Raw genomic sequence first — 23,909 nt, forward strand, 5'->3', positions numbered from 1 at the left:
TCACATGCAATCCACCAATGGTTGTTAGGCGCTGTAACTCAAATTTAAGCAACTCAAGCAAGTAACTTAAACATGTAACGAAGGGGCTCAATAAAAAAAATAGTCACCAAGACGGGATTCTCGGTGACTATTGTAATGACTAATGTCGCTAGGATTGTGGTTGCAATAGTCACTGTCGCAATAGTGACTATTGCTCGGTTTTTTTAAGCGTTCATGTTAGTGCTTGTCGTTACAGCGCTTTAAAGCGGATCGCTGTGCCGCCACTGCTGGCTAATTGTAATGTCAGGCTATCCTTGGCGCTAACCTCTTTAGTTTCAATTACATAATCATAGGGATTGGTTTTCCAGTCGGCTTTAGTGCCATCACGGTAAATCTGTGCTTGATAGCGTTTGTTTGGGTCGAGGAAATCCAGTTTGACTTTAACCTGACGGGCATTTTCATCGGTCAGCGCGCCTAAGTACCAATCCTGTTGATCCTTGGCCTGACGGGCAAACACCACATAATCACCCACTTCGCCAGCCAATGCGATACTTTGATACCAGTCTGTAGGAACATCGCGGATAAACTGAAAAGCATCTAGATGTTTTTGGTAATTGCGCGGCAAGTCGGCGGCCATTTGGATTGGGCTATAGAGCACCACATACAGGGCGAGCTGCTTCATCAAGGTGGTTTGCACGCGGTTTTCGGCATCTAATCCTTTAGGCGCCAAATCAAAAATCCCCGGTGTAAAGTCCATTGGCCCTGCCAGCATGCGGGTAAAGGGCAGCATGGCAGTGTGTTCTGGGCTATTTGGTGGGCTGCCCCAGGCATTGTATTCCTGTCCGCGTGCGCCTTCGCGGGCAAGCCAGTTTGGATAAGTACGACGAAGCCCGGTATCTTTAATCGGCTCATGGCTGTTGATGCTGATATGGTGCTTTGCGGCTTCGGTTACACTGTGCAGATATTCACCAACCATAAACTGTCCATCGTGCCATTCGTGACGGGTGATGCCGTTTTCATCGATGCGTTTGATTTGTCCGCCGTCTGCCACGTAACCAGTTTTGACTTGGGTCACGCCATGTTTTTCATACAGGGCGAAGGCATCATCCATTTGATTACGATAATGGGTCACTGAGCCTGCGGTCTCATGGTGACCAATCAGGCGCACGCCTTTTTTGGCGCCGTAGGCGGTAATGGCGGGTAAATCGAAATCATCGTAGGCCTTGGTAAAACTGAATTGATCGCCATTATGGAACCAATCGCCATCCCAACCTTGGTTCCAACCTTCGACCAAGACGCCATCAAACTGATACTTGGCGGCGAAATCCATATAGCGCTCTGTTTCGCTGGTGGTTGCGCCGTGTGTTGGGCCCGAGCCCCAAGTGTTTTCATTGAGGTGCATCCCCCACCAAATACCGACATATTTGCCCGGTTTAACCCAAGAGACATCCCCCAGTTTATTGGGTTCATTCAGGTTGAGTATAAGGTGAGAATTAAGCAGCCCCGTGGCCTTGTCGGCGATTTGAATCGTGCGCCATGGGGTATAAAAGCCCGCTTGGGTTTTAACCCGAATACCATCTGACCAAGGAGTGAGATCGGCCTTGAGCTTACCATCACGCTGTTGATCTAGGGTCATCGAGGCAAAATCAACTAACGCCGCCTCGTGAATGCTCAAATGGGTGCCATCGATCAGTTTAAAGGTAAAAGGGGTGTGGGCTCGGTCGACCTGATTGAGCGCGCTGGTGCGATACAGATATTCGTAGCGGTTCCATCCCCGAGAAGGGATCCACCAGGCGGTAGCCTTATCACTCTGGCCAATATTAAATTCGGTGAGTTCATCGGTAATGGCAAGCGGCGTATTGTTCGGCAACGCGTTTTGGGCCGCTAAGTGATAACGAAAGCCGATGCCATCGTCAAAGGCTTTAAACTCGAGGTTTAAGTCGATTTTACCGTCGGTTAATACCACGCTCAGTTGATTGTGTTGATCCTTTATCCACTCTTGTTCACCCCAAGGTTGCTGCCATTTTTCATCGGCGCTGGCGGTGTGGCTCGATTTGATGCGAAGACCTTGGCCTAATTCGCCCAATGAGGCAAAGACTAACCCTAAGCGGCTCGGTTCGATAATCGATTTGCCATGAAAATGGACTTGGTATTCGGGGCGGCCCGTATCATCGCTCAGACTCAAGACTATTTGCTTATCGGGGGAGCTTAGGTTGAGGGTCTGTGCTGTGGCACTGGTGCTGAGCAGGCTGCCAATGCTGAGTGCGAGCAAGCTAGGCGTGAATAGGCTGGCGGCCCAATGGCGGCGATTTCGCGTTGGCGAGTTGATGTGGCGTGCGTGGGTAAGAGGATTGCTGAACATTCCCTGATCCTTGTTTTTATAGTGAATATGGGTCAATGCATACTAGTGGCGATGGGTTTTTGCTCGCAATGCTTTGCATACGTATTCACCGGTGCGGCCTAGAGGCTGGCAGCCTGATAGTCAAACCTAAAGAGATGGGTTTTAACCGCTGACTCGGGTAGAATGCGCGGCTTTATGGCGCTCAAGCATGTATGGGCGCGATTTTTGAGGCGTCAGCGGTGAAAATCAGTCAGCGATTACAGCAGATCAATCAGATGGTAGAGCAAGGATACGATCATATTTGGGACTGCTGCTGCGATCATGGTTTACTCGGCATGCTGTTACTGCAAAGAAATGCCGCGCCTAAAGTGCATTTTGTCGATTGTGTCGCGCCCTTGATGCAGCAACTCAGCCTTGAGTTAGCAAGGTTTTTCCCCCAGCAGCCTATCTCAAACACTCAAAACGCAACTGAGCAAACCGCAACTGAGCAAACCACCCATGCCCAAAGTGAATGGCAAGTGCATTGCCTCGATGTGGCAGCCTTGCCACTGGCGCAATACGGCAAGCAAGCCAAGCACTTAGTAATTATTGCTGGTGTCGGTGGTGAGTTATTGGTTGAATTGGTTCGCAGTATTGTGGCGAATCAGCAAAGTCAAAGTGATGCTCACAGTGGAAATGATTCGAGTAATCATAACCTTAGTCAAGGCGCCCGCCAGCTCGAATTTATTTTGTGTCCCGTGCATCATAATTACCATGTACGCAGCACGTTGGCAGAATTGGGCTTATCCCTTAAAGATGAATATTTACTCGAAGAAAACCAACGTTTCTACGAGATACTGCATTTAACGCAGGCCAATGCCTGCTCAAAGACGAATGCCAGCTCAAAAACAGCTGAAGCTGTTGTGCCCTTAAGTGCGACGGGTTCAATCATGTGGCAAGGGTTAGATGCAGATAAAACCCGTCAGGCCAAGCGTTATCTTGACCAAACGATCGGCCATTATCAGCGTATTCCTGAGCATCGCATGCCCAACAAACCACAAATTGTGGCGGCCTATCAGCACATTTTGCAGCAACTGAATTGTTAACCCTATAGGTCAAATGCGCCCATTGAGTACTACATCTTGGCGTTAAAACGGTTTTGCTCTGTAAATCCACCGAGTTGGTTTATGCTAATAGGCCGTTAATCTTGAGTTTTATTATGCGTTTATTGAAGTCCACCCAAGCTGCCAATCTCAATCTTAAACAGGCGAAGATTTTTTATCGCCAAGCCGCCCGTGCCATAGTGCTGTCGGGGGAAGATATTTTGCTGCTCTATACCCAGAAATATCGCGATTATGGTTTGCCTGGCGGTGGGGTGGATAAGGGCGAGAGTATCGAAGTTGGACTTATCCGCGAATTGCAGGAAGAAACCGGCGCCATTGCCGCCAGAGTGTTAGCGCCCTTTGGCCGTTATGAGGAATATCGTTCTTGGTTTCGTGAGGGGGCAAACGTGATGCATATGGACTCTTATTGCTATCTTTGCGAAATCGATATGAGCCTTGGCGAACGCGGCTTGGGTGAGCCAAGGCTCGAAGCCCATGAGATAAAAAACGGGATGCGCCCAGAGTGGATCAATATCCATCAAGCGATTGCCCATAATGAAGCGATCCTACGGACGTTTGCCAATAAAGGGCAATCTATCGACAGGGAAACCTTTCTGCTCAAACGAATCGTTGAAGAATTGCTATAGAAAGCCATGCTCGATGGTCTTATTGGCACATTGGCTCAACACGCAGACATAAAAAAGCCATCCTAAGGATGGCTTGTGAGGAAAGTCTGTCTTAGCGGCTAGATCACGGTTAAATAAATACAAAAGAAATGGCTCATCGCGCCCGCCAATACAAATAAATGCCAAATCGCGTGATTGTACGGAATGCGTTTACCGACATAGAAGATCACCCCTAAGGTGTAAAACAACCCGCCCAATAGCAGAAGCTTAAATCCTAGCGGTGACATCGCCGCCGTCAAATCGCCCATCACAGTCACACACAGCCAACCCATCACTAAATAGAGCACTAGGCTCATTTTTTTAAAGCGATGAATAAACAAAGTTTTAAATAAAATCCCACCAATAGCCAAAGACCAAATCGCCGTGAGGATAATGGTTGAAAGCTGTCCTTGCAGGCTGATTAACATCAGCGGGGTATAGGTGCCTGCAATTAAGCAGTAAATGGCACAATGATCGGCAATCTTGAGCTTATGTTTCCAGCCTACATGCGTCACGCTGTGATACAGGGTAGAACTTAAAAACAACAGGATGAGGCTTGCGCCATAAATAATAACACCTGTGAGCTGAATATTGGTGAGGTGGTCGACGCCTTTGAGGATCATAAACATTAAGCCAACCACGCCCGCGATCACCCCTAGACAATGGCTGATGCTGTTGGCTATCTCTTCACTAAGGCTATACCCACTGATATTCAATGGTTTATCATGACTCATTTGCGGCTCTATCAAACTCTGGCTTGGCATGCTGTTGATCCACTCGATGGCGATAATGACTGAGTCTATCAGTTGGTAAATTGGAAAGCCATAATTAGCTTACACGTGTAAGCTAATTTATTTTGAAGTTCACATTATCAACTGAGACTTAGGCAAGCTCTTATCTAGTTGTACAACATTATGGTGCCTGTTTACGACTGATTAATGTCAACGCCCTGGAACTTTGTGCGGTACGCTTTCTCTAATCCCCCGTAGTAATCATGGATTTGTTAAGTACTTTGTCCATAAAGTACTAAGGGATGGATTTTGCCTGTTCGTTCGACTATTACCCCAGAAGATGATCTCAGTTTTGTTGCGCACAGCCGCGTGACAAACGACGAGACCGTAGCATTCTCCGCTATGCCTTTTTGTGCTACCTCTTTTAGCGCCCATGCAGAGCCCTTGGGGAGTGCAATAAACCTCAATTTGAGTGAGGCTAACCAAAGAGAGAGCGATAGCGCATTCAGACCCAACTTAGGCTTCAGTTGGCGAGAGTGGTCGCATTACTTCAATCTTAAGCTATTACTTTGGGTCATCTTGGGCCATGGCTTACTGCTGTTATTATTAATTTTTTTATGGCGAACCCAGTCGGAGCAGTTAGGGCTGTCGTTTAGCGAATCTTCAGCCAATGCTCGAACTGCAACCAAAGCATTAAAGGCATATTTTATTTATGCGCCGCCAACGCAAACCGCTCCTGCGGATTCGGCTCAAGATATCTCAGTGGAAGAGTCTGCGGTTTCTCGCGAGCCGATAACTTCAGCGCCTAGTACGGTAAAGCCGATGCCAAAACCCACTGAGCAGATTACAAAACCTCCTGAAGTCAGTGCCCAATTATCAAAAGTAAAAGCATCAGAAGTAACAGAATCAACAGCACCAGTACCAAGCACATCAGTGCCTAACGCCTCAACACCTAACGCTTCAACTCAGGGCCAAACCCAGCAGAGTGAGAAAGAAGCTGTTAAGCCTCAAAAGGCAGAAATCCAATCAAGCTCGGCACAAGCGGTAAGTACAGAGCAGTCAGCGGCAAGTGGGCAAAGCGGCGGCGGGGCGGCAGGCAGCGTGGGATTATTTACCCAGCGCTATTTTGAGCGCCAGCGTGAGCAAGTCTTGGATGATTTAGTGTTAGAGCAGGCAAATCATTACAGCAAACGGTCGAATTTGTCTGAAATGAGCCCTGAGATGGAGGTGCTGATTGTGCCCAATGCCGACGATTTTAGCGGCCCCAGCAGTTTGGATTTAGAACTGGATCCCAATCGAATTGTCCGTAAAGGGGATACCTGCTATCGGGTTGTTAAGGTGGGCACCCAAATTAATCCCTATGCCGAGAATTTAGGTTTCCCCTTCGATTGCAGTGGCAAGAAAATGAACCAAGAAATTGACGATGCCATTAAGGCGCAGCTCGATAAAATGATGGTAAAGCGGTCAAAAGGTTAAAAAATAACGATGATAATTTTTCACTAAAAATAGCTTTAATCAGCGATCTTATAACGAATCAAAATAGAAAGTGTTTAAATACAATGCTTTATTCATTCTTTTATTTTGATTGATAATTTAATTTTTATTCTGAAATTACGCTTGTTTGTTCGCTGCGCTTCTGCCTATACTTTTGCCCATCTTGTCGGAGTGCCTCTTGGCTGAGACCGTTTATTCGGGATCCGTTGAACCTGATCAGGTTAAAACCTGCGAAGGAAACAAGCATAATAACATCCATTAAATCGTATCAGCGGCCACCTTTTGCCCTGTATTAACCCACCGATTTAGTCGTTATTGAGTCCGCAAATCTGCTTAGGGTTTGCACGGCTCAGCTTCAACACTCAAGTCTCCAGACAAGCAACCCCATTTTTATTTGTTAAAGTGAGATTGCTTATGTCCAGTTTAGAATCGTCCTCAGAATCGATTGCCGTTAATGCCCAAGGGCAAACGAGCCGCCGTGCGGCGCGCGCCCAGGCGCAAGCCTTTATCGATACCCTTAAACCATTACAACACCCTAATTCGCAAAAGTTGTATTTGCAGGGAAGCCGTGAGGATCTCCGTGTAGGGATGCGGCAAATTCTGCAAACCGATACGCGGATTGGCGGCACTGCGACCGCGCCCATAGTCGAGAAAAATCCTCCCATTCCTGTGTACGACTGCGCCGGTCCTTATTCCGATCCGGCTGCACAAATTAACGTGCGCCAAGGTTTAGCCAAGCTCAGATTACCTTGGATTATCGAGCGCCAAGATACCGAAGTGCTTGATTGTGCGACCTCAGATTTTACCCAGCAGCGCCTCAAGGATGATGGGCTCGATCATCTGCGCTTCGAAGCCGGTTCAAGTGCGATTGTTCGTCCTCGCCGCGCCTTATCGGGTAAACGCGTGAGCCAATTACACTATGCCCGCCAAGGGATTATTACTCCTGAAATGGAGTATGTGGCGATTCGGGAAAATATGGCGCTCGCCGAGGTACAGGACGAAATCTTAAACCGCCGCGGCCAAGGTGAATCCTTTGGCGCTGTGATTGGTAAACCGATTACCCCTGAATTTGTCCGTGATGAAATTGCCCGTGGCCGCGCCATTATTCCGTTAAATATCAATCACCCTGAAGCCGAACCTATGATTATTGGTCGTAACTTTCTAGTGAAAGTGAATGCCAATATCGGTAACTCGGCGGTCACGTCCTCCATTGAGGAGGAAGTCGAAAAGCTTGTCTGGTCAACCCGTTGGGGCGCGGACACTGTGATGGACTTGTCCACTGGGCGCTATATCCATGAAACCCGCGAATGGATTATCCGCAACTCGCCAGTGCCTATTGGCACAGTGCCGATTTATCAAGCACTTGAAAAAGTGAATGGGGTTGCCGAGCACCTGACCTGGGAAGTATTTCGCGATACCTTGATTGAGCAAGCGGAGCAGGGCGTCGATTACTTTACCATCCACGCGGGCGTGTTATTGCGCTATGTGCCCATGACCGCCAAACGGGTGACTGGAATTGTGTCCCGCGGCGGCTCGATTATGGCCAAATGGTGCTTGAGCCACCATCAAGAAAACTTCCTCTATACCCATTTCCGTGAGATTTGCGAGCTGTGCGTGGCCTACGATGTGTCGCTGTCATTAGGCGATGGTATGCGTCCAGGCTCGATTGCCGATGCCAATGATGAGGCACAGTTTGCCGAGCTTGAGACCTTAGGCGAGCTGGTCAAAATCGCTTGGGAATATGATGTGCAGACCATTATCGAAGGGCCTGGACATATCCCGATGCAACTTATCAAGGAGAATATGGATAAGCAGCTTATCCACTGCGCCGAGGCGCCGTTTTATACCCTAGGGCCTCAAATTACCGATATTGCGCCGGGTTACGATCATTTCACCTCAGGGATCGGCGCGGCGATGATCGCGTGGTATGGCTGCGCCATGCTCTGCTATGTGACGCCGAAGGAACACTTAGGTTTGCCCAATAAGCAGGACGTCAAACAAGGGCTGATTGCCTACAAGATTGCCGCCCATGCGGCCGATATTGCAAAAGGCCACCCGGGCGCGCAGATCCGCGACAATGCGTTATCCAAGGCGCGTTTTGAATTCCGTTGGGAAGACCAATATAACCTGGGACTTGACCCTGATACCGCCCGAGCCTATCACGATGAATCTCTGCCACAGAAGTCGGCAAAGGTTGCGCATTTTTGCTCTATGTGTGGCCCAAAGTTCTGCTCGATGAAGATCACCCAAGATGTGCGCGACTATGCGGCAAGTTTAGCGGCGGGTACGTTGTCAGTGGCTTCGTCAAGCCAAAATGTTGAGAGCGCTGAAGCGCTTGCATCGATAAACCCTGCTCAACAAGGGCAATCAAACACAGAAGCAATTCAGCAGATCAGAGTCAAAACCCAAGATGAATTAGCGGCGGCCATGGCGCAAAAATCGGCTGAGTTTGCGGCCTCGGGCGCCAAACTGTATCTGCCGCTGGGCGATGCTAATACAGCCAATGAATCGGCCAAGCAGCAGGATGGGACAGAGCTCAAACCAACAGCACAGGTTTCGGAGGTTTGATAATGACCCTTGCTAAAGATATTAGCCAGGTAGCGCCTAAACCTATCGTCTGGACCATTGCCGGTTCAGACAGCGGTGGCGGCGCGGGGATCCAAGCCGACTTAGCCACCATCAAGGATTTGGGCGGCCATGGATGCAGCGTGATCACCACGTTAACGGCCCAAAGTTCGGTGGCGGTGGCGTTAGTAGAGCCTGTGAGTGAGGCAATGTTACTCACACAGCTCTCGACCCTGTTAGCCGATTTACCGCCTCAGGCGATTAAAATTGGCTTACTCGCAAATCAGCAGCAAGTGCACTTAGTTGCCGACTGGTTGGCTGGCTTTAAAACCCAATTTCCACTCGTCCCCGTTATTCTCGACCCTGTGATGGTTGCAAGCTGTGGAGACGAACTCGGCGATAAGAGCACGGCGAGCAAGCCTCTGGATTTTACTCCCTTTAAAGGCTTGATTAGTCTGATAACGCCGAATGTGCAGGAGCTGGCAAGGCTTACTGTCGCCACAGACAAACAAGCGTCAGCAATACACACAAGAGCAGAATTCGCCGCTGCGGCAATGCAACTCTCAGCGCAATTAGCTTGTAGTGTATTAGCCAAGGGCGGCGATATTGATTTTGCGGCTAAGGCAAGTGCTGGCATTAACACCAGTGATCTCTTAAGCGATCACAAAAGCGATATCACAAGTCATCGTATCGCCGCTGATAATCAGCGTTTGGCGGAAGATTTGTTGATTTGTCATCAGGTTACTGGCTGCTCACCGCTTGACGCTAATGGCGGTTTTTGGCTGAGCAGTGCGCGGATAAACACGCGCCATAACCACGGCAGTGGTTGTACTCTGTCTTCAGCCATCGCCTCGGTGTTAGCCTTTGGCTTTGTATTGCAGGATGCAGTTGTGGTAGCAAAAGCCTATGTCAATCAAGGCTTAACTTATGCACAGGGGATTGGCCAAGGCCCAGGGCCACTCGCGCGTACCGCTTGGCCGCACAGCTTAACGGCGTATCCTCAGGTCACTGCTTATTCTCAAAACAGCTTGAGTGAATCCAGTGATTTGCAATGCGGCGCGTTTAAGCGCCTTGAACCTGACTTAGGGATTTATCCAGTTGTCGATAACTTACTGTTACTCGAACAGTTATTGGCGGCGGGCGTGAAGACGGTACAGCTCAGGATAAAGTCTAATACACTAATGTCTAATGTGCTGGCGTCGGACGAACTTGAGGCACAAATCCAAACCGCGATTGCCTTAGGTAAGCATTATGATGCGCAGCTTTTTATCAATGATCATTGGCAGTTAGCGATAAAGCATGGCGCATTTGGGGTCCATCTTGGACAAGAAGATCTGGCGGTAACGGATCTTTACGCCATTCATGCAGCAGGCTTGGCTCTTGGCATCTCGAGCCACGGTTATTTCGAGTTACTGCGTGCCCATCAACATGCGCCATCTTACATCGCCCTTGGGCATATCTTCCCGACGACCACCAAGCAAATGCCATCGGCGCCGCAGGGATTATTCAAACTCACTCATTATGTTGAACTGTTAAATCCGCACTATCCCTTAGTGGCAATTGGCGGCATAGGATCTTCGAATCTTGCCCAAGTCAAAGCGACTGGGGTGAGCAATATTGCCGTGGTGCGGGCGATTACTGAATCAAGCGATCCAATAATGGCCTTTGCCGAATTGACGCGAGCTTGGAACTCAAGACTATGAGCATCACACAAGAGCAGGCGCAATCCCTTGCCGATAAAGACTTTATTCGTTATTCGCGGCAAATATTTTTACCTGAGGTCGGGGAGGCTGGCCAGTTGCAGCTTAAACAGGCTCATGTCCTTATCGTAGGCCTCGGCGGCCTTGGGCAATTGGCGGCGCAGTATTTGGCTTGTGCCGGTGTTGGGCGCATAACGCTTGTCGACGGCGATAGGGTGGAATTGTCCAATCTGCCAAGGCAATTACTCTTTAGTGACGACGATATTGGCCATCACAAAGCCATCATTGCTAAACAGAAATTGGCCGTGTTGGCGCAAGGTTGTGAGATAGATGCCTTTGCCGAGCCTTTGACTCTCGAGTCTGCGAACACTGTATTTGCTCGTCTGTTAGCCCATGGTGAAGAGACGAGGTTAGTACTTGATTGTACCGATAATCTTGCGGCGCGTCACTGTATCAATCGACTGTGTATTGAGCATGCCTTACCTCTGGTGAGTGCCTCCATTGCCGCTTTCAACGGTCAACTGTTTGCGGTTGATCAACAGCGTTTCCCAATGGGCGGTTGTTATCACTGTATTTTCCCCTCGAATACTCGCGCGCCACAAAATTGTAGCAGCCAAGGTGTGCTTGGGCCCAGTGTCGGCGTGATGGCATCGATGCAGGCGCTGCTAGCAATGCAATTGTTGCTCCTAGCCACGCCGCCAACCTCTGCAACAAAGCAAACAGCCAATCAGACTTTCGAAGAGGCAAGCCATTCAATCGCCTCCACGAGAGCGCTACTTGGGCGATTCTGGCGCTTCGATGCCAAGTTGCTGCAATGGCATTCGGCCGCATTAACCCGTGATCCCGAGTGCGAAGTGTGCGGATTAAAACCGAGTTCATTAAAGCCGAATTCAGTAAAGCCGAGTGAATTCATGCAATGCCAATCAAGCGAGCGCGTAGAAAAGGCGAATGCTAACACTCAGCATTCGACCGCAACCGTTTCATTCAAATCTGTCCCTAAGCGAGGTTTGTTATGATTTTAATTCATCTCAACAATGTGCCCCAAACACTGCAACAACCGCTGAGTTTACAAGCCTTGTTAGAAGCACAAAATATTTGCCAACACTCGGTTGCCTTAGTGCTTAACGAGGCCGTTGTGCCAAAACACCGATGGTCATCTATCCTCTGCCACCATGAGGATAAAATAGATGTATTTGCCGTGGTAGCTGGAGGTTAAGATGTTAACGATTGCGGGCGTGGAATTTGAGTCACGATTATTTACGGGCACGGGAAAATTCAGCTCAAGTCAGCTGATGCTGGAGTCAATTAAGGCGTCTCAGTCGCAGTTAGTGACGGTTGCGATGAAAAGAATTGATTTAAAAACAGGGGCAGATGATTTGTTATCGCCACTTAGACAAGCGGGTGTGCGACTCTTGCCTAATACCTCGGGGGCGCGAAATGCTAAAGAAGCGATATTTGCCGCCGAATTAGCGCGGGAAATGCTGGGAACACAATGGGTTAAACTTGAAATTCATCCCGATCCTAAATACCTGATGCCCGATGCGGTCGAGACGTTAGCGGCGGCCAAAACCCTGTGTGAACGTGGGTTTATCGTGATGCCCTACGTGCATGCCGATCCTGTGCTGTGTCGCCGCTTAGAAGAGGTCGGCTGCGCCGCTGTGATGCCATTGGCAAGCCCAATTGGCACCAATCAGGGGTTGGTGACCGAGCCTTTTATCAAGATGATTATTGAGCAGGCAAAAGTGCCTGTGGTGATTGATGCGGGGATCGGCGCGCCATCCCATGCGGCGCACGCGATGGAATTGGGAGCCGATGCCGTGCTGGTTAATACCGCCATCGCGAGCAGTGCTTCTCCCATTGAAATGGCGCAGTGCTTTAAGGATGCGGTGGATTGCGGGCGCCGCGCCTTTGAAGCGGGGCTTGGCCGAGTGCAGACTCAGGCTGTGCATACTAGTCCACTAACGGGATTCTTGCAGCAATGAGTTTTGTCGACCAATTTGCCCGTATTGAACGGGATAAGTTATTGCTGGCGTTATATTCCTGCACCGCAGTGGAGGTTGAGCGCGCCCTGATGCAACCCGAGGGTAATCTGCAGAGTTTACTCGCCTTGTTGTCTCCAGCTGCAGAGCCCTATATCGAAGAAATGGCGCAGCGCTCGGCGGCGCTCACTCGGCAACGCTTTGGGGCCAATATCGGACTCTATTTGCCCTTATACCTGTCTAATCTGTGTGCCAACGAGTGCGACTATTGCGGCTTTAGCATGAGTAATAAGCTAAAGCGTAAAGTGCTCAATGAGCAGGAAATTGCGGCCGAAATGGCGATTATTAAATCCCGTGGTTTTGACTCCATCTTACTAGTGTCGGGTGAGCATGAAACTAAAGTGGGGATGGATTACTTTAAACGCGTGTTACCCATTGTAAAACAGCAGTTTAGTTATTTGGCCATGGAGGTTCAGCCGCTTGATGAGATTGATTATCGCCAACTTGTCGAGCTAGGGCTTGATGCTGTGATGGTGTATCAAGAAACTTATCAAGCGGCGACCTATGCTAAGCATCACACCCGAGGCAATAAGCAGGACTTTGCGTATCGGCTGGCAACGCCCGACCGCGTTGCCAGCGCAGGTGTCGATAAGATTGGCCTAGGCGTGTTATTGGGTTTGGATGACTGGCGACTCGATGCCTTACTGATGGGTCATCATTTGGACTATTTAGAACGGCATTACTGGCGGACTCGCTTTAGTATTTCGTTACCGCGTTTACGGCCTTGTACCGGCGGAATAACGCCAAAAGTGCATTTAACAGATCTTGGACTGGTACAATTGATCTGTGCCTTCAGGCTTTTTAATCAGCAACTTGATATCAGTTTATCGACACGCGAGGCGCCATCACTTCGGGATAATTTGCTGCCACTTGGGATAACACAAATGAGTGCGGGGAGTTCAACGCAACCTGGTGGTTATCAGGCGCCAGAGAGTCAATTAGATCAGTTTGAGATAAGCGATGAACGTACCGTTGAGCAAGTCATGGCTCAGATGCGCCTTCGGGGATTCAATCCGGTTTTTAAGGATTGGGAATCGGCTTGGATTGCGGGTTAAATGGCGTGCGAAGATCCTGCATAAATGCGCTCGAAAATGCCGCTAGAAGGGGCGATAAATCTGTACTTCGCACTCGAGTTGGTTAATAATTAATCCAATCATCACCAGATGCAGGAATACTCCTATGCAAATCCAATCTGCTTATGCTTCCGGTCTGCAAGGCTTGCAAACGGCCCAATCAGGGCTCACGCAGGCAACGATTGATGTGGCCAAACCTAGCCCATCGCAAAGTGCTGCGCCGACAGAAACCGCGAAGGCGGTAGATGAACCCGATAAAACTTCGGCGTTACTGGCGGCAAATGAATCATTGCGACAAGGTGAGGCATCGACTGAGGTACTCGAGCGAGAGTCAGAAACCATAGGTTCGATAATTAACATCAAGGTATAGTTATGTCGGTTATGGCGCTGTCAGCACAAATTGGCGCGCCATCCACTTCGTTTTTGGGCGCGGATAAGTCGATTGAGCCAGCAAAAGGCGTAAAACCTCAAGGCGGACAGACTTATCAAGGGGGAAATGGTCAGGCGGTCGCAACGTTCTCCGCTTCAACCCTTAACCTAAATGCGCCAAAACTCGAAGCGAGTGGGGCACTTGCACCATCACTAAGCAGCCTCGGGGCTGTGATGGACCAAGCTATGCCAATCAGTACGACACCGCCCGCTTCATTGACGGATGTCAAACCTGCTAGTCCTCCGATTTCATCTCATGTTGATACTGGATCTGTTCAGAAGGCTTTCACCGCACTCGGTGGAAATACCAAGGCACAACTCCATTCTAAAGAGAGAGTTTCGCCTCCGTTAAATACAAGCTTAGATGCTTCAAGTAGCTTTAGCTTACTCACAGGCCCTCGCTCGATTGGCGGAATGAGGGAAGGGCAAATTGCTGCTATAGCCACTCAGTCTTCAGTGTCAATCTTGGGGGCATCGGATGTAGGTTTTAGCGCCACAAGTGGTGCTGTTACGCCTTTTTCTCCTACGTCCCCAAGCCTTGCGGCCACAATTGCCACGACTGGCAGAAATGTTGGCTCCGCGAGCGTGGGGGTAGCCAATATTTTCTCTACATCTACAGCTGTCACTACGAATATTGGCTCAACCGGGTCAAATGGCATTAATCCTAATGCCTCAAGTGCAGTGGTGACTCCTTTTGCGACTGAATTTGCTGGTGCAGATGCGATAGGCAAAGCGTCAGATTCCAGCGCCTCAGCTTTTGCCAGTTCAAATGCGCTGCAAGAGGGCAATCAATCCAGCGGTGTAAGTGAGCAGTTAAGCCGTGTTTTTAGTGAACCCTCGGGTGAGCGCGGCCAAGTTGGTGCTGGAATAACCCCAAATGCTCAAACGCAACAACAGCAGAGTCAAACAGAACAAATTCAGGCTCAAGATGCGAGAGATGAACAAGCCAAGCAGGCAAGGGCACAGGCGGCACAAGAGCAGGAACAAAAGCAGCAAGCGTTAGCCGAGGTTTTTGCCAAAGCAGAGCAAACTAAACAAGCTCAGCAGACACAGGATGAGCAAACTCGTCAGCAAGATGTAGCGAAGGAGCAAGTTAAACAGGCACAAGAAAAGGCAATTGAGCAGCAAAAAGCCCAAGTGGACGCATTAAAATCAAGGGACACAGAAGTCAAAGCACATGAGCATGCTCACGCCAGTGTGGGCGGTCAATATGCCCAAAGCCCCAGTTTTAAATATGAAAAAGGTGCCGATGGTCAGCGATATGCAACTGACGGTGAGGTGCAAATCGATGTGTCGATAGTACCTGGCGATCCACTGGCGACCATCAATAAGATGAAGCAGGTCTATGCGGCGGCGATGGCACCCGTTGATCCTTCTTCGGCGGATATTCGTGTTGCCGCAGAAGCACTACAGAAAATGAATGAGGCCAAGGCAAAACTTGCAGAGGAACGTCAGCAGCAGATTGTTGATCAACCGACAACGGAAACGCTGATTGGCGCCGAGGCACAGATTGAAGGTTTACCACCGCTTAAGGAGCGGCAAATTCAAGTCACAGGCAAGATTGATGCTAATGGCAATATCACTGCGCCCCAAGAGGAACCATCGGCACCTGTAACAGATGTGATTGATAAGATTAAACAAGCCATTGCGGCGCAGGTCGCATCGAGTAAAACCTCAGATGCAGCAAATACTTCTGAAGTTGATAAGACAGAGACCATCGAGCCGCCAACGGCGACCTTAGCGTTCGGCGCCGTATCAAATAAGGATGAAGCGCCAGAGGTTGCTATGCAGCGGTTGGCGTCGTCTCGTGATAACAAGGGCACATCGAGTCACACCACAAACGGCAGTAATGCGGTGCGTTTCTATGGCTCGGTCGCCGTGGCAACGCTGGCAAGTCAGGGAAACACTGAAGTTAATCAATCAGGTTCGGGTGATGCTTCACTTGAGCGGGTAGTTGATTCGTCTAGCTACGAGCCAGATAGTGTTATTTCTAATGGATTGGCGCTTGAGTCTTCGAGCCGCCAAGAATCGCGTGGCTTGTTTAATCCTCAAACCTTAGCATTGCATCGACCACGCTTTTTAGATGTAAATGTCTAGTCTCTCGTTCTCGAAATGCCCGCAAATTTTAACTAACTAGCGTTTGCCTATTAAGGACAATCGCTTAAGCCATGCTCCGCATGACAAGTTCAGTCGCCATTAAAAGGATAAACCCACAATGATTCCCTGCTAGCCAGGTGCTCGTTTTGCCGCATACGGTGGAAGAAGCTGAGCGTGGTTAATCGCTTGTACTTACACCATGATGTTTGAGGAGATAAGAGGCCAGCAGTTTTGAAGCGGGGCCCTGTTGGTCACGATTCGGGATCACCAGACTTAACATAATCCGCCGTTTCTGGCTGCCTTGGAGGTGTAAGCGCACTAGTTTGCCTGCGGCTAATTCTTCTTGGATAAGGAAAGATGGGATCCAGCAGAAACCAATACCCTGATTTAAAATGACTTTCGCCTCATGGAAGTTAGATACTGTCCAGCGCTGCTCGGCCTTCAACCAACCGATATCAACATTGGGTTGCAGGCCGGTGTCTTTGATCACCAGTTGCAGGTGCTGCGCCAGTAGCTTGTCATCGTCTAAGGTGCCCATTTCAGCCAAGGGGTGGCTCGGGTGGCAAACCAGATGCAGCTCTTGTTCACACAGGGGCTCGGATAAATAGCCTTTCGGTGGAATTCCGGCGCAAATCGCAATATCGACCTTATTTTGAAGGATTAATTCTTGAGTACCTGTGATGACTGAGTCCAACATAATGATCCGAGTGCCGCGGCTATGGGGTAAAAAGTCACTTAGCGCGCACACTAGACTTTCCATCGGATAAACGATTTCGCGGGCAATGGTGAGCGTGGGCTCCCAACCTTGCTCAAGGTTGCTAGCGAGTTGTTCTAATTCATTGACCGCTTGAGTCACATGGCGCGAACGGCGCAATAATACTTCGCCCTGTGGTGTCAGGTAAGCTTTGCGGCCTCGAACTTCGAGTAGTTCTATACCGAGCTGGTGTTGCAACTTAGCCACCGCATGATTGAGTGAGGATTGGCTCTTATTGAGCTTTTCTGCCGCCTGCGCGTAGCCGCCATAGTCGACGACAGCCTGTAAAATACGCCATTGCTCAAGGGTGGATTTCGCGCGAGTCATGGTTGTCCTCATGTCGAAAACGACAGGTTTCTAAAAAAGCGATAGATTGAGGCTTATAGTGGCGAGCTATGATCGTTTTTTCAATACTATTATCGTGTTAATTGAAAAAGAGGTTATCGCGTTGCAATGCTGCGGCGTGACAACCTCTTATCAGTACAAACTATGGGTAATGGGTTAATCGATAACCTTGGGAGTGACGCCCATAGGTAAATACTTTTTCGTCGCGTTAAGTTCGTTCAGATAGGGGCCGGGATAGAGCGTTTCTGGCCAATTAAGTAACATTATCGCAAGCACATTGCGATGCTCGCCAAGGGCTAAGTCAGGATTGCCCTTGGGTGAGGGAATAATTTGACTATCAGGGTCGAACGAGTTGGCAATATACGCCCGAGTTTGAGCCACGACAGGATGGTCTGCCTTGCCCGCTAGCAGAAAACTAATGCCGACTTCGGCAATAATATCGTCGGTCGCATCCTGTAAAATTCGCTCAATGTTTGCGTCAAAATAGTCCAAAATCCATGCAAACTCAGTGGCATCCACTCGATGCTGATAATATTCACTGGCGGCAAAGATAAAATGCGTCATGCCGTAGAGCTTATTACTAAACTGTGCTTTGCTAAGTGTGGCATCCTGCACGTCGGGGTAAACCCGAGTAAACGCTGTTTTATAGTCCTCTAGATAATCTCCTACACCCAATTGTTTGGCCCAATACACATAGTTAATCAGTTGCGCCGCCCAGGCTTTAATCATCGCGGGATCGGTCAAACCTTGTCGTAAGTCGGCCTTTTTGAGGGCTTGGATCATTTGATTATGGCAAGGACCTGTAAAGCCTAACTCATCGATTCGACTGGCAAATCGCAATAGCACATCGGAGTAAAATAAAAACTCAGGAAAGGGCGCGAGGGCTTTTTTACGGGCCTTGGCTCTGGGACCATTGCCCAGTTCGTCGATGGCGTTCTGTGAGGCTTGGCGTACAAACTCAGGGTTATCCATTTGGCAGGCATAAAACGCTTGGGCCTCGGTTACCGCATAAAGATCGACTAACGCCGCGTTGGCATATTGCTCATCGCCCGTCAGGCGATAGAGGCGGATCCCATAATGGCCCTGCACCCGAGGTGGGAGTGTATAGAGATGGGTTTCAAGGTTCTGTTGAATAAGCTGCACAACGTCGCTTTGGCTTAATTCGGTTTTATCCGCGGCGTTTGGCTTGAGTATGTTTTGTGAGTACTCAAGCCCAGCGTGACTTAGGGGTGAGCTTTGGGTGTTGGCGAAAGCACTCTGTGCGGTAAAGAAGGCTAAACCGCTAAAAAGCGCAATGGGTAGTGTGAGTTTGTGTTTCGGTTGTGGTGTATGGGTGATTTTCAGATCCTGAGACATGGATAATCCTTTGGATAAGCGCAGCGGCATCCACGGGTTCGCCAAGTATGGCGCGCAGTTGCTCGCTCAAGGTGAGTGCGGTCTCATTGACCACGAGGAGATTAAAAAGCCCAAGCTTATCTTGGCAGTCTTGGGTGGATTGATGGACAAGCGTTGCGAGTTTGGCTTGCCACAGGGATTGATAATAACGTGGGCCTTCGTTGGCGATTGCATTGAAACTGTATGGGTAATCAATCGCTTGTGTCCAGTTCGCCCCAAAGCTTTTGCAAAATTCAGCAGGCAGATCCGGATAGCTTTGCTGGTTTAAAGACTGGTAAAAGTTAAGTGCTACCTTAGCGCGAAAGACTTTAAGTTGCGTCGCATAGGTGCTTGCGAGCGTTTCCCTCGGCTGAATATATAGGGTATCAAATTGGGGGAATAGCGTTTGGCGTAATACCTTAGCGAGCCAAAGACTCGGTAATTGATTGGTATCGAGCGTCGGGCCTAAAGTGTTGTTAAGGTAAAAATGACTGCCGCGCGCCAGTGAGGTCATTGCATCGGCGAGGGCTTGGGTAAAGCGTTCGATATCTTTGAAATTATTGAGTGTCGCGGGGAGCTCAAGCGCCTGTTGACCAAATTGCTGTCCAATCACATTTTGCCTGAGGGTGTGTTGGCTGGCATTCCTAGGTTTATTCACTTTATCTTGAGCGCCGATAGCCAGATACACTTCTCCCAATAATCTATCCGTATGGTAAACACGGAGGATCTGTTGCTGCGCTTGTGCTATTGCCGTTTGAGTAGCTGCCGAGTCTAGATGCTCGCTAATCACCTCAAAACGTAAACCAAACTCGCTTAAGCTTGTTAAGGCCTTGTCGAGCAGCTCACGGGTATTGAGAGCGGTGGTTTGCGCACTGGGTAATTGCGATAAGGTACGGCCAAGATCCCAAGGGGCAACTTGAATCGCTTCGGTTTGGCTATCGAGAAACGCTTTAACTAATTCCGGGGTATTGAGTTGCTGATCGCTGAGGCTGTAACTGGCGTAATCGCTAAAACCTGCGTCATTGGCAATGCGTTGGCGTAGCTCGGCAATACGGTGTAAGGCGACTTGATTATGTTCCCTGGCTCGACCTTGATAGGCTTGCCACAGGGTTTGCCGACATTCTGCATCGGGTTGCTTTAACAGGTAATTGGCGATAGTCCCTGAAAAAGTGCCTGAATTTGCCGTTTCTTCCTCGTTATTGGCTGTATTAACCTCCGCTCCTTCATCCGTGAGCTGGCAGTTAGCCGCTTGAATATCCAGTTGAAACTGCTGATTGCCTAAGCCTTGGCGAATGCTAGCCTGCGCCGTGTGCAGCTTGGCTTTATCCATAATGGATAAATGCTGGCGCAATAAAGCCGTTAATTGCTCACCGAGCAAGGCCTGTTCCTGACTTGCTGCAGCATGATTTATCGATGCTGCTTGTGTCAGCTCAAACGCCAGTTGGCTAAATTCTGCTTGGTTTAGTAAGTCGCTCAGAGTGTCGGCTAAACGCAATTGACACTGCAGTATACCTTGGCGCTCATCCCCCGACAGCGGCAAACCTCGGTAGTAGGTGAGTCTGTCGTTGACATTATTCAGCCCTATGGTTTGCTGCTCTAACACTAGGGCCTTATCCGCCAGTGTTAAGGCAGATAGCTGGTGGGCGCTGGCGTAACTGGCGAAGGCGCCAGCCAAATGGATATTGGGTTGGCGCAAACACTGCTCTACCAGCAGCGGCACAGGACTTGGCGCAGCATAGGCTGCACCGAGGGAGGATAAACACCAGCCAAACAGGCTAGCCGTTAAAATGGATTTTTGCATAGGCTACACGTTCTGCAACTGTCATTGAATGGGATGACATGGCTTCGACATGCTTAAGTCTAGGCAAAATGCCTTTTCCATTTGCAATCTGGATCGCCAGTCCCGGGCGTGCATTGAGTTCCAATAACAGCGGGCCTTTAGTCTGATCAAGCACCATATCTGTGCCTAAATAACCCATCTCACACATTTCATATGCGCTCGATGCGGTATGCAGCAAGCTGTCCCAGTGGGGGACGACGATATCGGTGAGTTTTTTGCCTGTATCTGGATGAAACTCAATTGGAGCATCAAATTGCACAGCATGTAACCCTTTTCCCGTGGCAATGTCAACGCCCACACCCACGGCGCCTTGGTGCAAATTGGCCTTACCATCGGAAGCGGCGGTGGAGAGCCTGAGCATCCCCATTACCGGAAAACCTTTAAAGACAATCAAGCGGATATCGGGCACGCCTTCATGGCTGTAACCATCAAACACGGGATCGAATTCAATCAGTCCCTCGACAATCGCCACATCGGGTTTGCCGCCAAGGGAGAATAAGCCGCTGAGGATATTGGACACGTGTCTATCCAATTCCGATGGGCTGACTTCATGCCCGCTGGGTTTATAGTAACGCCCCTGTTCGATATGGGTGATCACTAAAATGCCTTTACCACCAGAGCCCTTGGCAGGTTTGATCACAAACCCTGTGCGGCCTTTAACGCGCTCGGGAATATGCACGATTTCATGCTGCTCACGCACAACGGCGATTAAATCGGGCACGGCAATATCATTGGCCAATGCCAACTGTTTAGTCAGCAGCTTATCGTCCACTCGTTTATAAAATTTACGCGGATTATAGCGACCAATGTAATCGATATTGCGCTTATTCATATTGAGCACGCCGCGCGCGCGAAGCTCCCATGGCCAAGCAATATTCATTAGGCATCTCCCGCGAGTGGTTTAAAGCGTTTGAGTTCGAGTAGGCGATAACCTGTGTATTGGCCCATTAATAGTACTAAAGCCAAGATCACTAAGTGGATCCCAAGGAAGTTAAATACCCAGTGTTGTACCCAACTGGCGCTCATGGCTAAGTAGGCGAGGGTGGCGACCATTAGACTGCCACCGCCTTGCACTATCACTTCTTTCGGACCTTCTTCTTCCCACAGGATAGACATACGTTCGATGGTCCACGCCAAAATAATCATCGGGAAGAAGGTAATCGTCAGTCCTTCGCTTAAACCGAACTTATAGGAGAGCAAGGTAAAGACCCCGATAATGCCGATAACGACGATGATCACCGCCGATATTCGCGAGATCAGTAGCAGATTTAATTGGGATAAGTAGGAGCGGATCATTAGGCCGCAGGCTACGATCAGTAAGAAGCCGACTAAGCCCGTGACTAAACTGGTTTGAATAAAGGCGAGGGCGATAAGGACTGGCATAAAGGTACCCGAGGTTTTCACCCCAATGATCACCCGTAAAAACACCACCATCAGCACCCCGATAGGGATCAATAAAATACCCTTAAATAGACTCTGTTCTTCTAGCGGTAATTGGTAGAGCGAAAAATCCAAGGCATTGTTATTCATCATCATCATATCGATGGATGTCGCTAATGCCGAGCGGGTGTCTTGCAACATCGAGAAATGCACCTGCGAGTTCACGCCGCCCATCACATCGAGCACGGAATGGCCCGAACGTTCCCACAGCAGTAAGTTCTCTGGTCGGCCTTGCTTGCCTTTAACTAAATCGAATAACACCCACTCGCCGTTATGGAACACTTCCACAAAGGGGGACAGGGATTGACGGCGGCGCTGATCTTCAAGGTAGAGTCCGCTGACTTCACGGGCGGGAATGCCCTTGGTTTGCAGCATGTGCAAAAACACTTGCGTCGCGGTTTGGCTTGACAGCAGTAGCTCCATATTCTGGCTGCGCTTAGTGGCCGTGATTGCATTCATTAATTGCTGGGCGAAGGACAAGTTCGATGCGCTGCGCGCCCAAGTTTCGTTAATCACTTGCTCCGCAGCGGTCTTCTCGGTCGCGGGCCAGAGGTAAGGCTCTGGTTGACTTGGGATATCGTCGCTGTGGATTTGGGTCACACCCGTCGGCACTAGGGTCACTTTATAATAGAGATCTTGGCTGCCATAGGCCTCGCGAATCGACCAATTGGCACGGCGCGCGTCCTTATCATCACTCAGGGACAGCCCAAAGCCTGGGGAGCTGGCGTTCTCGACCAAGACTTCATAGGCGGGATCCTGTGGTAAAGAGAAGGACACTTCGGCCGCATCCCCTGTGCCATCGAAGCTTATCTTGGCGTCTACCGCCCAGCTTTGCACTTGCTCGCCGGGGAGAAAAGGCACCTGATGCTTAACGCCGCGGTAAATGCTGGCGCTTAAACCGACAATAAATAGTAATGCCACCAAAATGTAAAAAGGTTTACGTGAATGCATACGTGTTTCCCATGTTGCGCCAATGGCCAAAAAAGTGGGATTAACCTAGGCATTGGCGGTTCGAACTCGTCGTCACGCGTAAGATCCACGCGTGGCGGGTATTAGCTACGTCAGGCTGCGTCAGATTGAGCGGCGATGCCACAAGCTGACAGACCAATAAGCTCAAGCGGTTATTATTTTTTGCCGCTGGAGACGATAGCTGACTCTGCTTTGGGTTGTTCAGGACCGGGTTGTTTAGGTGTGGCTTTGGGCTGTTTGGCTTTACCGTGCACATAGCGCTGGCCGACATCGACTACGGCGATATCTTTGATAAATTTACGGCCGAGCAATAAGGGATAGTCGAGGTGACTACGGTCGGTGAGGTTAAGATCTGTCTCTGCGGAATATTGGCCAATCTTTAGGTGCGCGTGGATCACGGGGCGGCGATCGTCCTTTTCATTCGCGTCCTGCTTGATCCGTACAAAACGCACGACCTTAGATTCGAAATTTGTCGCGGGCTGTTTTTCCCCTTGGGTAAACACATCGAAACGCACCCATTGGGCGCCATCGCGCTCAAACAGGGTGATATTACGGGCATCGATGGAGGAGGACTCTGCGCCGGTATCAATGCGGGTGGCAAAACTGGCATTGAGTTCATCGATAAACACATTTTCGATTTCACCGAGTAAAAACTTATCCCCAAGGGCGGATTTGGGGCATTGGCTCGGCGCTGGCGTCACCACCGCGGCTTGCTTTTGCGCGCTGAGGTTTTTCGCCGCTTGATTTAAGTGATTGATTTGCAGACTGAGCTGCTCGACTTGGCTGTTGAGTGTCGCAAGCGAGGTTAAATCCGCAGGCTGGCATTGCTGATTAATCGCAGCCACTAATTGATCTTGCTGCTGATTAAGACGGGTATTAAAGGTATCAGTATCGAGTGGTTTGGGGGCGTGGGCGGTCGGTTCTGTCGCTGCGCATCCGATTAAGCTGCTGGCAACGGCGATAGCGATCAACTGCTTTAGCATAGTACTTCC

At 49.6% G+C, this 23,909-nt stretch carries 19 protein-coding genes and 1 riboswitch; of the genes, 11 read left to right on the forward strand and 8 right to left on the reverse strand.

Going from position 1 to position 23,909, the window contains the following annotated elements; all coding sequences use genetic code 11:
* Positions 1–229 precede the first annotated feature (229 nt).
* Positions 230–2,341 carry a glycoside hydrolase family 97 protein gene (locus CBX96_RS05115; RefSeq protein ID WP_109285948.1) on the reverse strand — a complete coding sequence of 704 codons (2,112 nt, stop codon included), beginning with the start codon at positions 2,339–2,341 and terminating at the stop codon, positions 230–232.
* A 218-nt stretch (positions 2,342–2,559) separates the two neighbouring features.
* Between CBX96_RS05115 and CBX96_RS05120 the strand changes: the two genes are divergently transcribed.
* Positions 2,560–3,405 (forward strand): tRNA (adenine(22)-N(1))-methyltransferase TrmK, encoded by an 846-nt coding sequence (locus tag CBX96_RS05120; protein ID WP_109286033.1) that lies wholly within the window; start codon positions 2,560–2,562, stop codon positions 3,403–3,405.
* Between the two features lie 113 nt (positions 3,406–3,518).
* Entirely contained in the window at positions 3,519–4,049 is a 531-nt protein-coding gene (locus CBX96_RS05125; protein ID WP_086903475.1) for an NUDIX hydrolase, read from the forward strand.
* A 98-nt stretch (positions 4,050–4,147) separates the two neighbouring features.
* Here CBX96_RS05125 and CBX96_RS05130 read toward each other — a convergent pair whose 3' ends face one another.
* Positions 4,148–4,831, reverse strand: a complete 684-nt coding sequence (locus CBX96_RS05130) for a hemolysin III family protein (RefSeq protein ID WP_109285949.1) — start codon at positions 4,829–4,831, stop codon at positions 4,148–4,150.
* A gap of 276 nt (positions 4,832–5,107) precedes the next feature.
* Here CBX96_RS05130 and CBX96_RS05135 point away from each other — a divergent pair, with 276 nt between their 5' ends.
* The 9 genes from CBX96_RS05135 (at position 5,108) to CBX96_RS05175 (ending at position 16,195) form a co-directional block, all read left to right on the forward strand.
* The gene (locus tag CBX96_RS05135) at positions 5,108–6,274 is read left to right on the forward strand and encodes a hypothetical protein (protein ID WP_109285950.1); all 1,167 of its coding nucleotides are present in this window, start codon (positions 5,108–5,110) and stop codon (positions 6,272–6,274) included.
* Positions 6,275–6,449: 175 nt separating this feature from the next.
* Positions 6,450–6,548, forward strand: a riboswitch (TPP riboswitch).
* A 158-nt stretch (positions 6,549–6,706) separates the two neighbouring features.
* Positions 6,707–8,860 carry a phosphomethylpyrimidine synthase ThiC gene (gene thiC, locus CBX96_RS05140; protein WP_109285951.1) on the forward strand — a complete coding sequence of 718 codons (2,154 nt, stop codon included), beginning with the start codon at positions 6,707–6,709 and terminating at the stop codon, positions 8,858–8,860.
* A gap of 2 nt (positions 8,861–8,862) precedes the next feature.
* Positions 8,863–10,560 carry a thiamine phosphate synthase gene (thiE, locus tag CBX96_RS05145; protein ID WP_109285952.1) on the forward strand — a complete coding sequence of 566 codons (1,698 nt, stop codon included), beginning with the start codon at positions 8,863–8,865 and terminating at the stop codon, positions 10,558–10,560.
* A complete protein-coding gene (locus CBX96_RS05150) occupies positions 10,557–11,573 on the forward strand; it encodes a HesA/MoeB/ThiF family protein (protein ID WP_109285953.1) in 1,017 nt (338 codons plus the stop codon). The genes thiE and CBX96_RS05150 overlap by 4 nt, the downstream gene beginning before the upstream one ends.
* The gene (thiS, locus tag CBX96_RS05155; protein WP_037430926.1) at positions 11,570–11,773 is read left to right on the forward strand and encodes a sulfur carrier protein ThiS; all 204 of its coding nucleotides are present in this window, start codon (positions 11,570–11,572) and stop codon (positions 11,771–11,773) included. Before CBX96_RS05150 ends, thiS begins: the two co-directional genes overlap by 4 nt.
* A 1-nt stretch (position 11,774) precedes the next feature.
* Positions 11,775–12,539 (forward strand): thiazole synthase, encoded by a 765-nt coding sequence (locus CBX96_RS05160; RefSeq protein ID WP_109285954.1) that lies wholly within the window; start codon positions 11,775–11,777, stop codon positions 12,537–12,539.
* Positions 12,536–13,651, forward strand: coding sequence for a 2-iminoacetate synthase ThiH (gene thiH / locus CBX96_RS05165; RefSeq protein ID WP_109285955.1), 1,116 nt, complete (start codon positions 12,536–12,538; stop codon positions 13,649–13,651). The genes CBX96_RS05160 and thiH overlap by 4 nt, the downstream gene beginning before the upstream one ends.
* A 124-nt stretch (positions 13,652–13,775) precedes the next feature.
* Positions 13,776–14,039 carry a hypothetical protein gene (locus tag CBX96_RS05170; RefSeq protein WP_011622658.1) on the forward strand — a complete coding sequence of 88 codons (264 nt, stop codon included), beginning with the start codon at positions 13,776–13,778 and terminating at the stop codon, positions 14,037–14,039.
* A gap of 2 nt (positions 14,040–14,041) precedes the next feature.
* Positions 14,042–16,195 (forward strand): putative metalloprotease CJM1_0395 family protein, encoded by a 2,154-nt coding sequence (locus tag CBX96_RS05175; RefSeq protein WP_109285956.1) that lies wholly within the window; start codon positions 14,042–14,044, stop codon positions 16,193–16,195.
* Positions 16,196–16,373: 178 nt separating this feature from the next.
* On the opposite strand, the gene CBX96_RS05180 is transcribed toward CBX96_RS05175, so the two are convergent.
* The 6 genes from CBX96_RS05180 to CBX96_RS05205 all read right to left on the reverse strand — a co-directional run bounded on the left by CBX96_RS05180 (position 16,374) and on the right by CBX96_RS05205 (position 23,900).
* On the reverse strand, positions 16,374–17,276 hold the full coding sequence (locus CBX96_RS05180; RefSeq protein ID WP_011716942.1) for a LysR family transcriptional regulator: 903 nt from the start codon (positions 17,274–17,276) through the stop codon (positions 16,374–16,376).
* A gap of 174 nt (positions 17,277–17,450) precedes the next feature.
* Complete coding sequence (locus tag CBX96_RS05185) at positions 17,451–18,650, reverse strand: DUF3541 domain-containing protein (RefSeq protein ID WP_109285957.1); 1,200 nt, start codon at positions 18,648–18,650, stop codon at positions 17,451–17,453.
* Positions 18,577–20,469, reverse strand: coding sequence for a M3 family metallopeptidase (locus tag CBX96_RS05190; protein ID WP_109285958.1), 1,893 nt, complete (start codon positions 20,467–20,469; stop codon positions 18,577–18,579). The genes CBX96_RS05185 and CBX96_RS05190 overlap by 74 nt, the downstream gene beginning before the upstream one ends.
* Positions 20,444–21,388, reverse strand: a complete 945-nt coding sequence (locus CBX96_RS05195) for an alpha-L-glutamate ligase-like protein (protein ID WP_089067852.1) — start codon at positions 21,386–21,388, stop codon at positions 20,444–20,446. Before CBX96_RS05195 ends, CBX96_RS05190 begins: the two co-directional genes overlap by 26 nt.
* Positions 21,388–22,899 carry a UUP1 family membrane protein gene (locus CBX96_RS05200; protein ID WP_109285959.1) on the reverse strand — a complete coding sequence of 504 codons (1,512 nt, stop codon included), beginning with the start codon at positions 22,897–22,899 and terminating at the stop codon, positions 21,388–21,390. Before CBX96_RS05200 ends, CBX96_RS05195 begins: the two co-directional genes overlap by 1 nt.
* Positions 22,900–23,072: 173 nt before the next feature.
* Entirely contained in the window at positions 23,073–23,900 is an 828-nt protein-coding gene (locus tag CBX96_RS05205) for an ATP-dependent zinc protease (protein ID WP_109285960.1), read from the reverse strand.
* Between the last annotated feature and the right edge of the window lie 9 nt (positions 23,901–23,909).

Source organism: Shewanella sp. BC20 (assembly GCF_003129585.1).
GTDB lineage: Bacteria > Pseudomonadota > Gammaproteobacteria > Enterobacterales > Shewanellaceae > Shewanella > Shewanella seohaensis.

Coding starts and splice junctions, on each gene's coding strand:
- CBX96_RS05115 (WP_109285948.1), bottom strand. CDS start 2,341: ATGTTCAGCAATCCTCTTACCCACGCACGCCACATCAACTCGCCAACG.
- CBX96_RS05125 (WP_086903475.1), top strand. CDS start 3,519: ATGCGTTTATTGAAGTCCACCCAAGCTGCCAATCTCAATCTTAAACAG.
- CBX96_RS05130 (WP_109285949.1), bottom strand. CDS start 4,831: ATGCCAAGCCAGAGTTTGATAGAGCCGCAAATGAGTCATGATAAACCA.
- thiC (WP_109285951.1), top strand. CDS start 6,707: ATGTCCAGTTTAGAATCGTCCTCAGAATCGATTGCCGTTAATGCCCAA.
- thiE (WP_109285952.1), top strand. CDS start 8,863: ATGACCCTTGCTAAAGATATTAGCCAGGTAGCGCCTAAACCTATCGTC.
- CBX96_RS05150 (WP_109285953.1), top strand. CDS start 10,557: ATGAGCATCACACAAGAGCAGGCGCAATCCCTTGCCGATAAAGACTTT.
- thiS (WP_037430926.1), top strand. CDS start 11,570: ATGATTTTAATTCATCTCAACAATGTGCCCCAAACACTGCAACAACCG.
- CBX96_RS05160 (WP_109285954.1), top strand. CDS start 11,775: ATGTTAACGATTGCGGGCGTGGAATTTGAGTCACGATTATTTACGGGC.
- thiH (WP_109285955.1), top strand. CDS start 12,536: ATGAGTTTTGTCGACCAATTTGCCCGTATTGAACGGGATAAGTTATTG.
- CBX96_RS05170 (WP_011622658.1), top strand. CDS start 13,776: ATGCAAATCCAATCTGCTTATGCTTCCGGTCTGCAAGGCTTGCAAACG.
- CBX96_RS05175 (WP_109285956.1), top strand. CDS start 14,042: ATGTCGGTTATGGCGCTGTCAGCACAAATTGGCGCGCCATCCACTTCG.
- CBX96_RS05180 (WP_011716942.1), bottom strand. CDS start 17,276: ATGACTCGCGCGAAATCCACCCTTGAGCAATGGCGTATTTTACAGGCT.
- CBX96_RS05185 (WP_109285957.1), bottom strand. CDS start 18,650: ATGTCTCAGGATCTGAAAATCACCCATACACCACAACCGAAACACAAA.
- CBX96_RS05190 (WP_109285958.1), bottom strand. CDS start 20,469: ATGCAAAAATCCATTTTAACGGCTAGCCTGTTTGGCTGGTGTTTATCC.
- CBX96_RS05195 (WP_089067852.1), bottom strand. CDS start 21,388: ATGAATATTGCTTGGCCATGGGAGCTTCGCGCGCGCGGCGTGCTCAAT.
- CBX96_RS05200 (WP_109285959.1), bottom strand. CDS start 22,899: ATGCATTCACGTAAACCTTTTTACATTTTGGTGGCATTACTATTTATT.
- CBX96_RS05205 (WP_109285960.1), bottom strand. CDS start 23,900: ATGCTAAAGCAGTTGATCGCTATCGCCGTTGCCAGCAGCTTAATCGGA.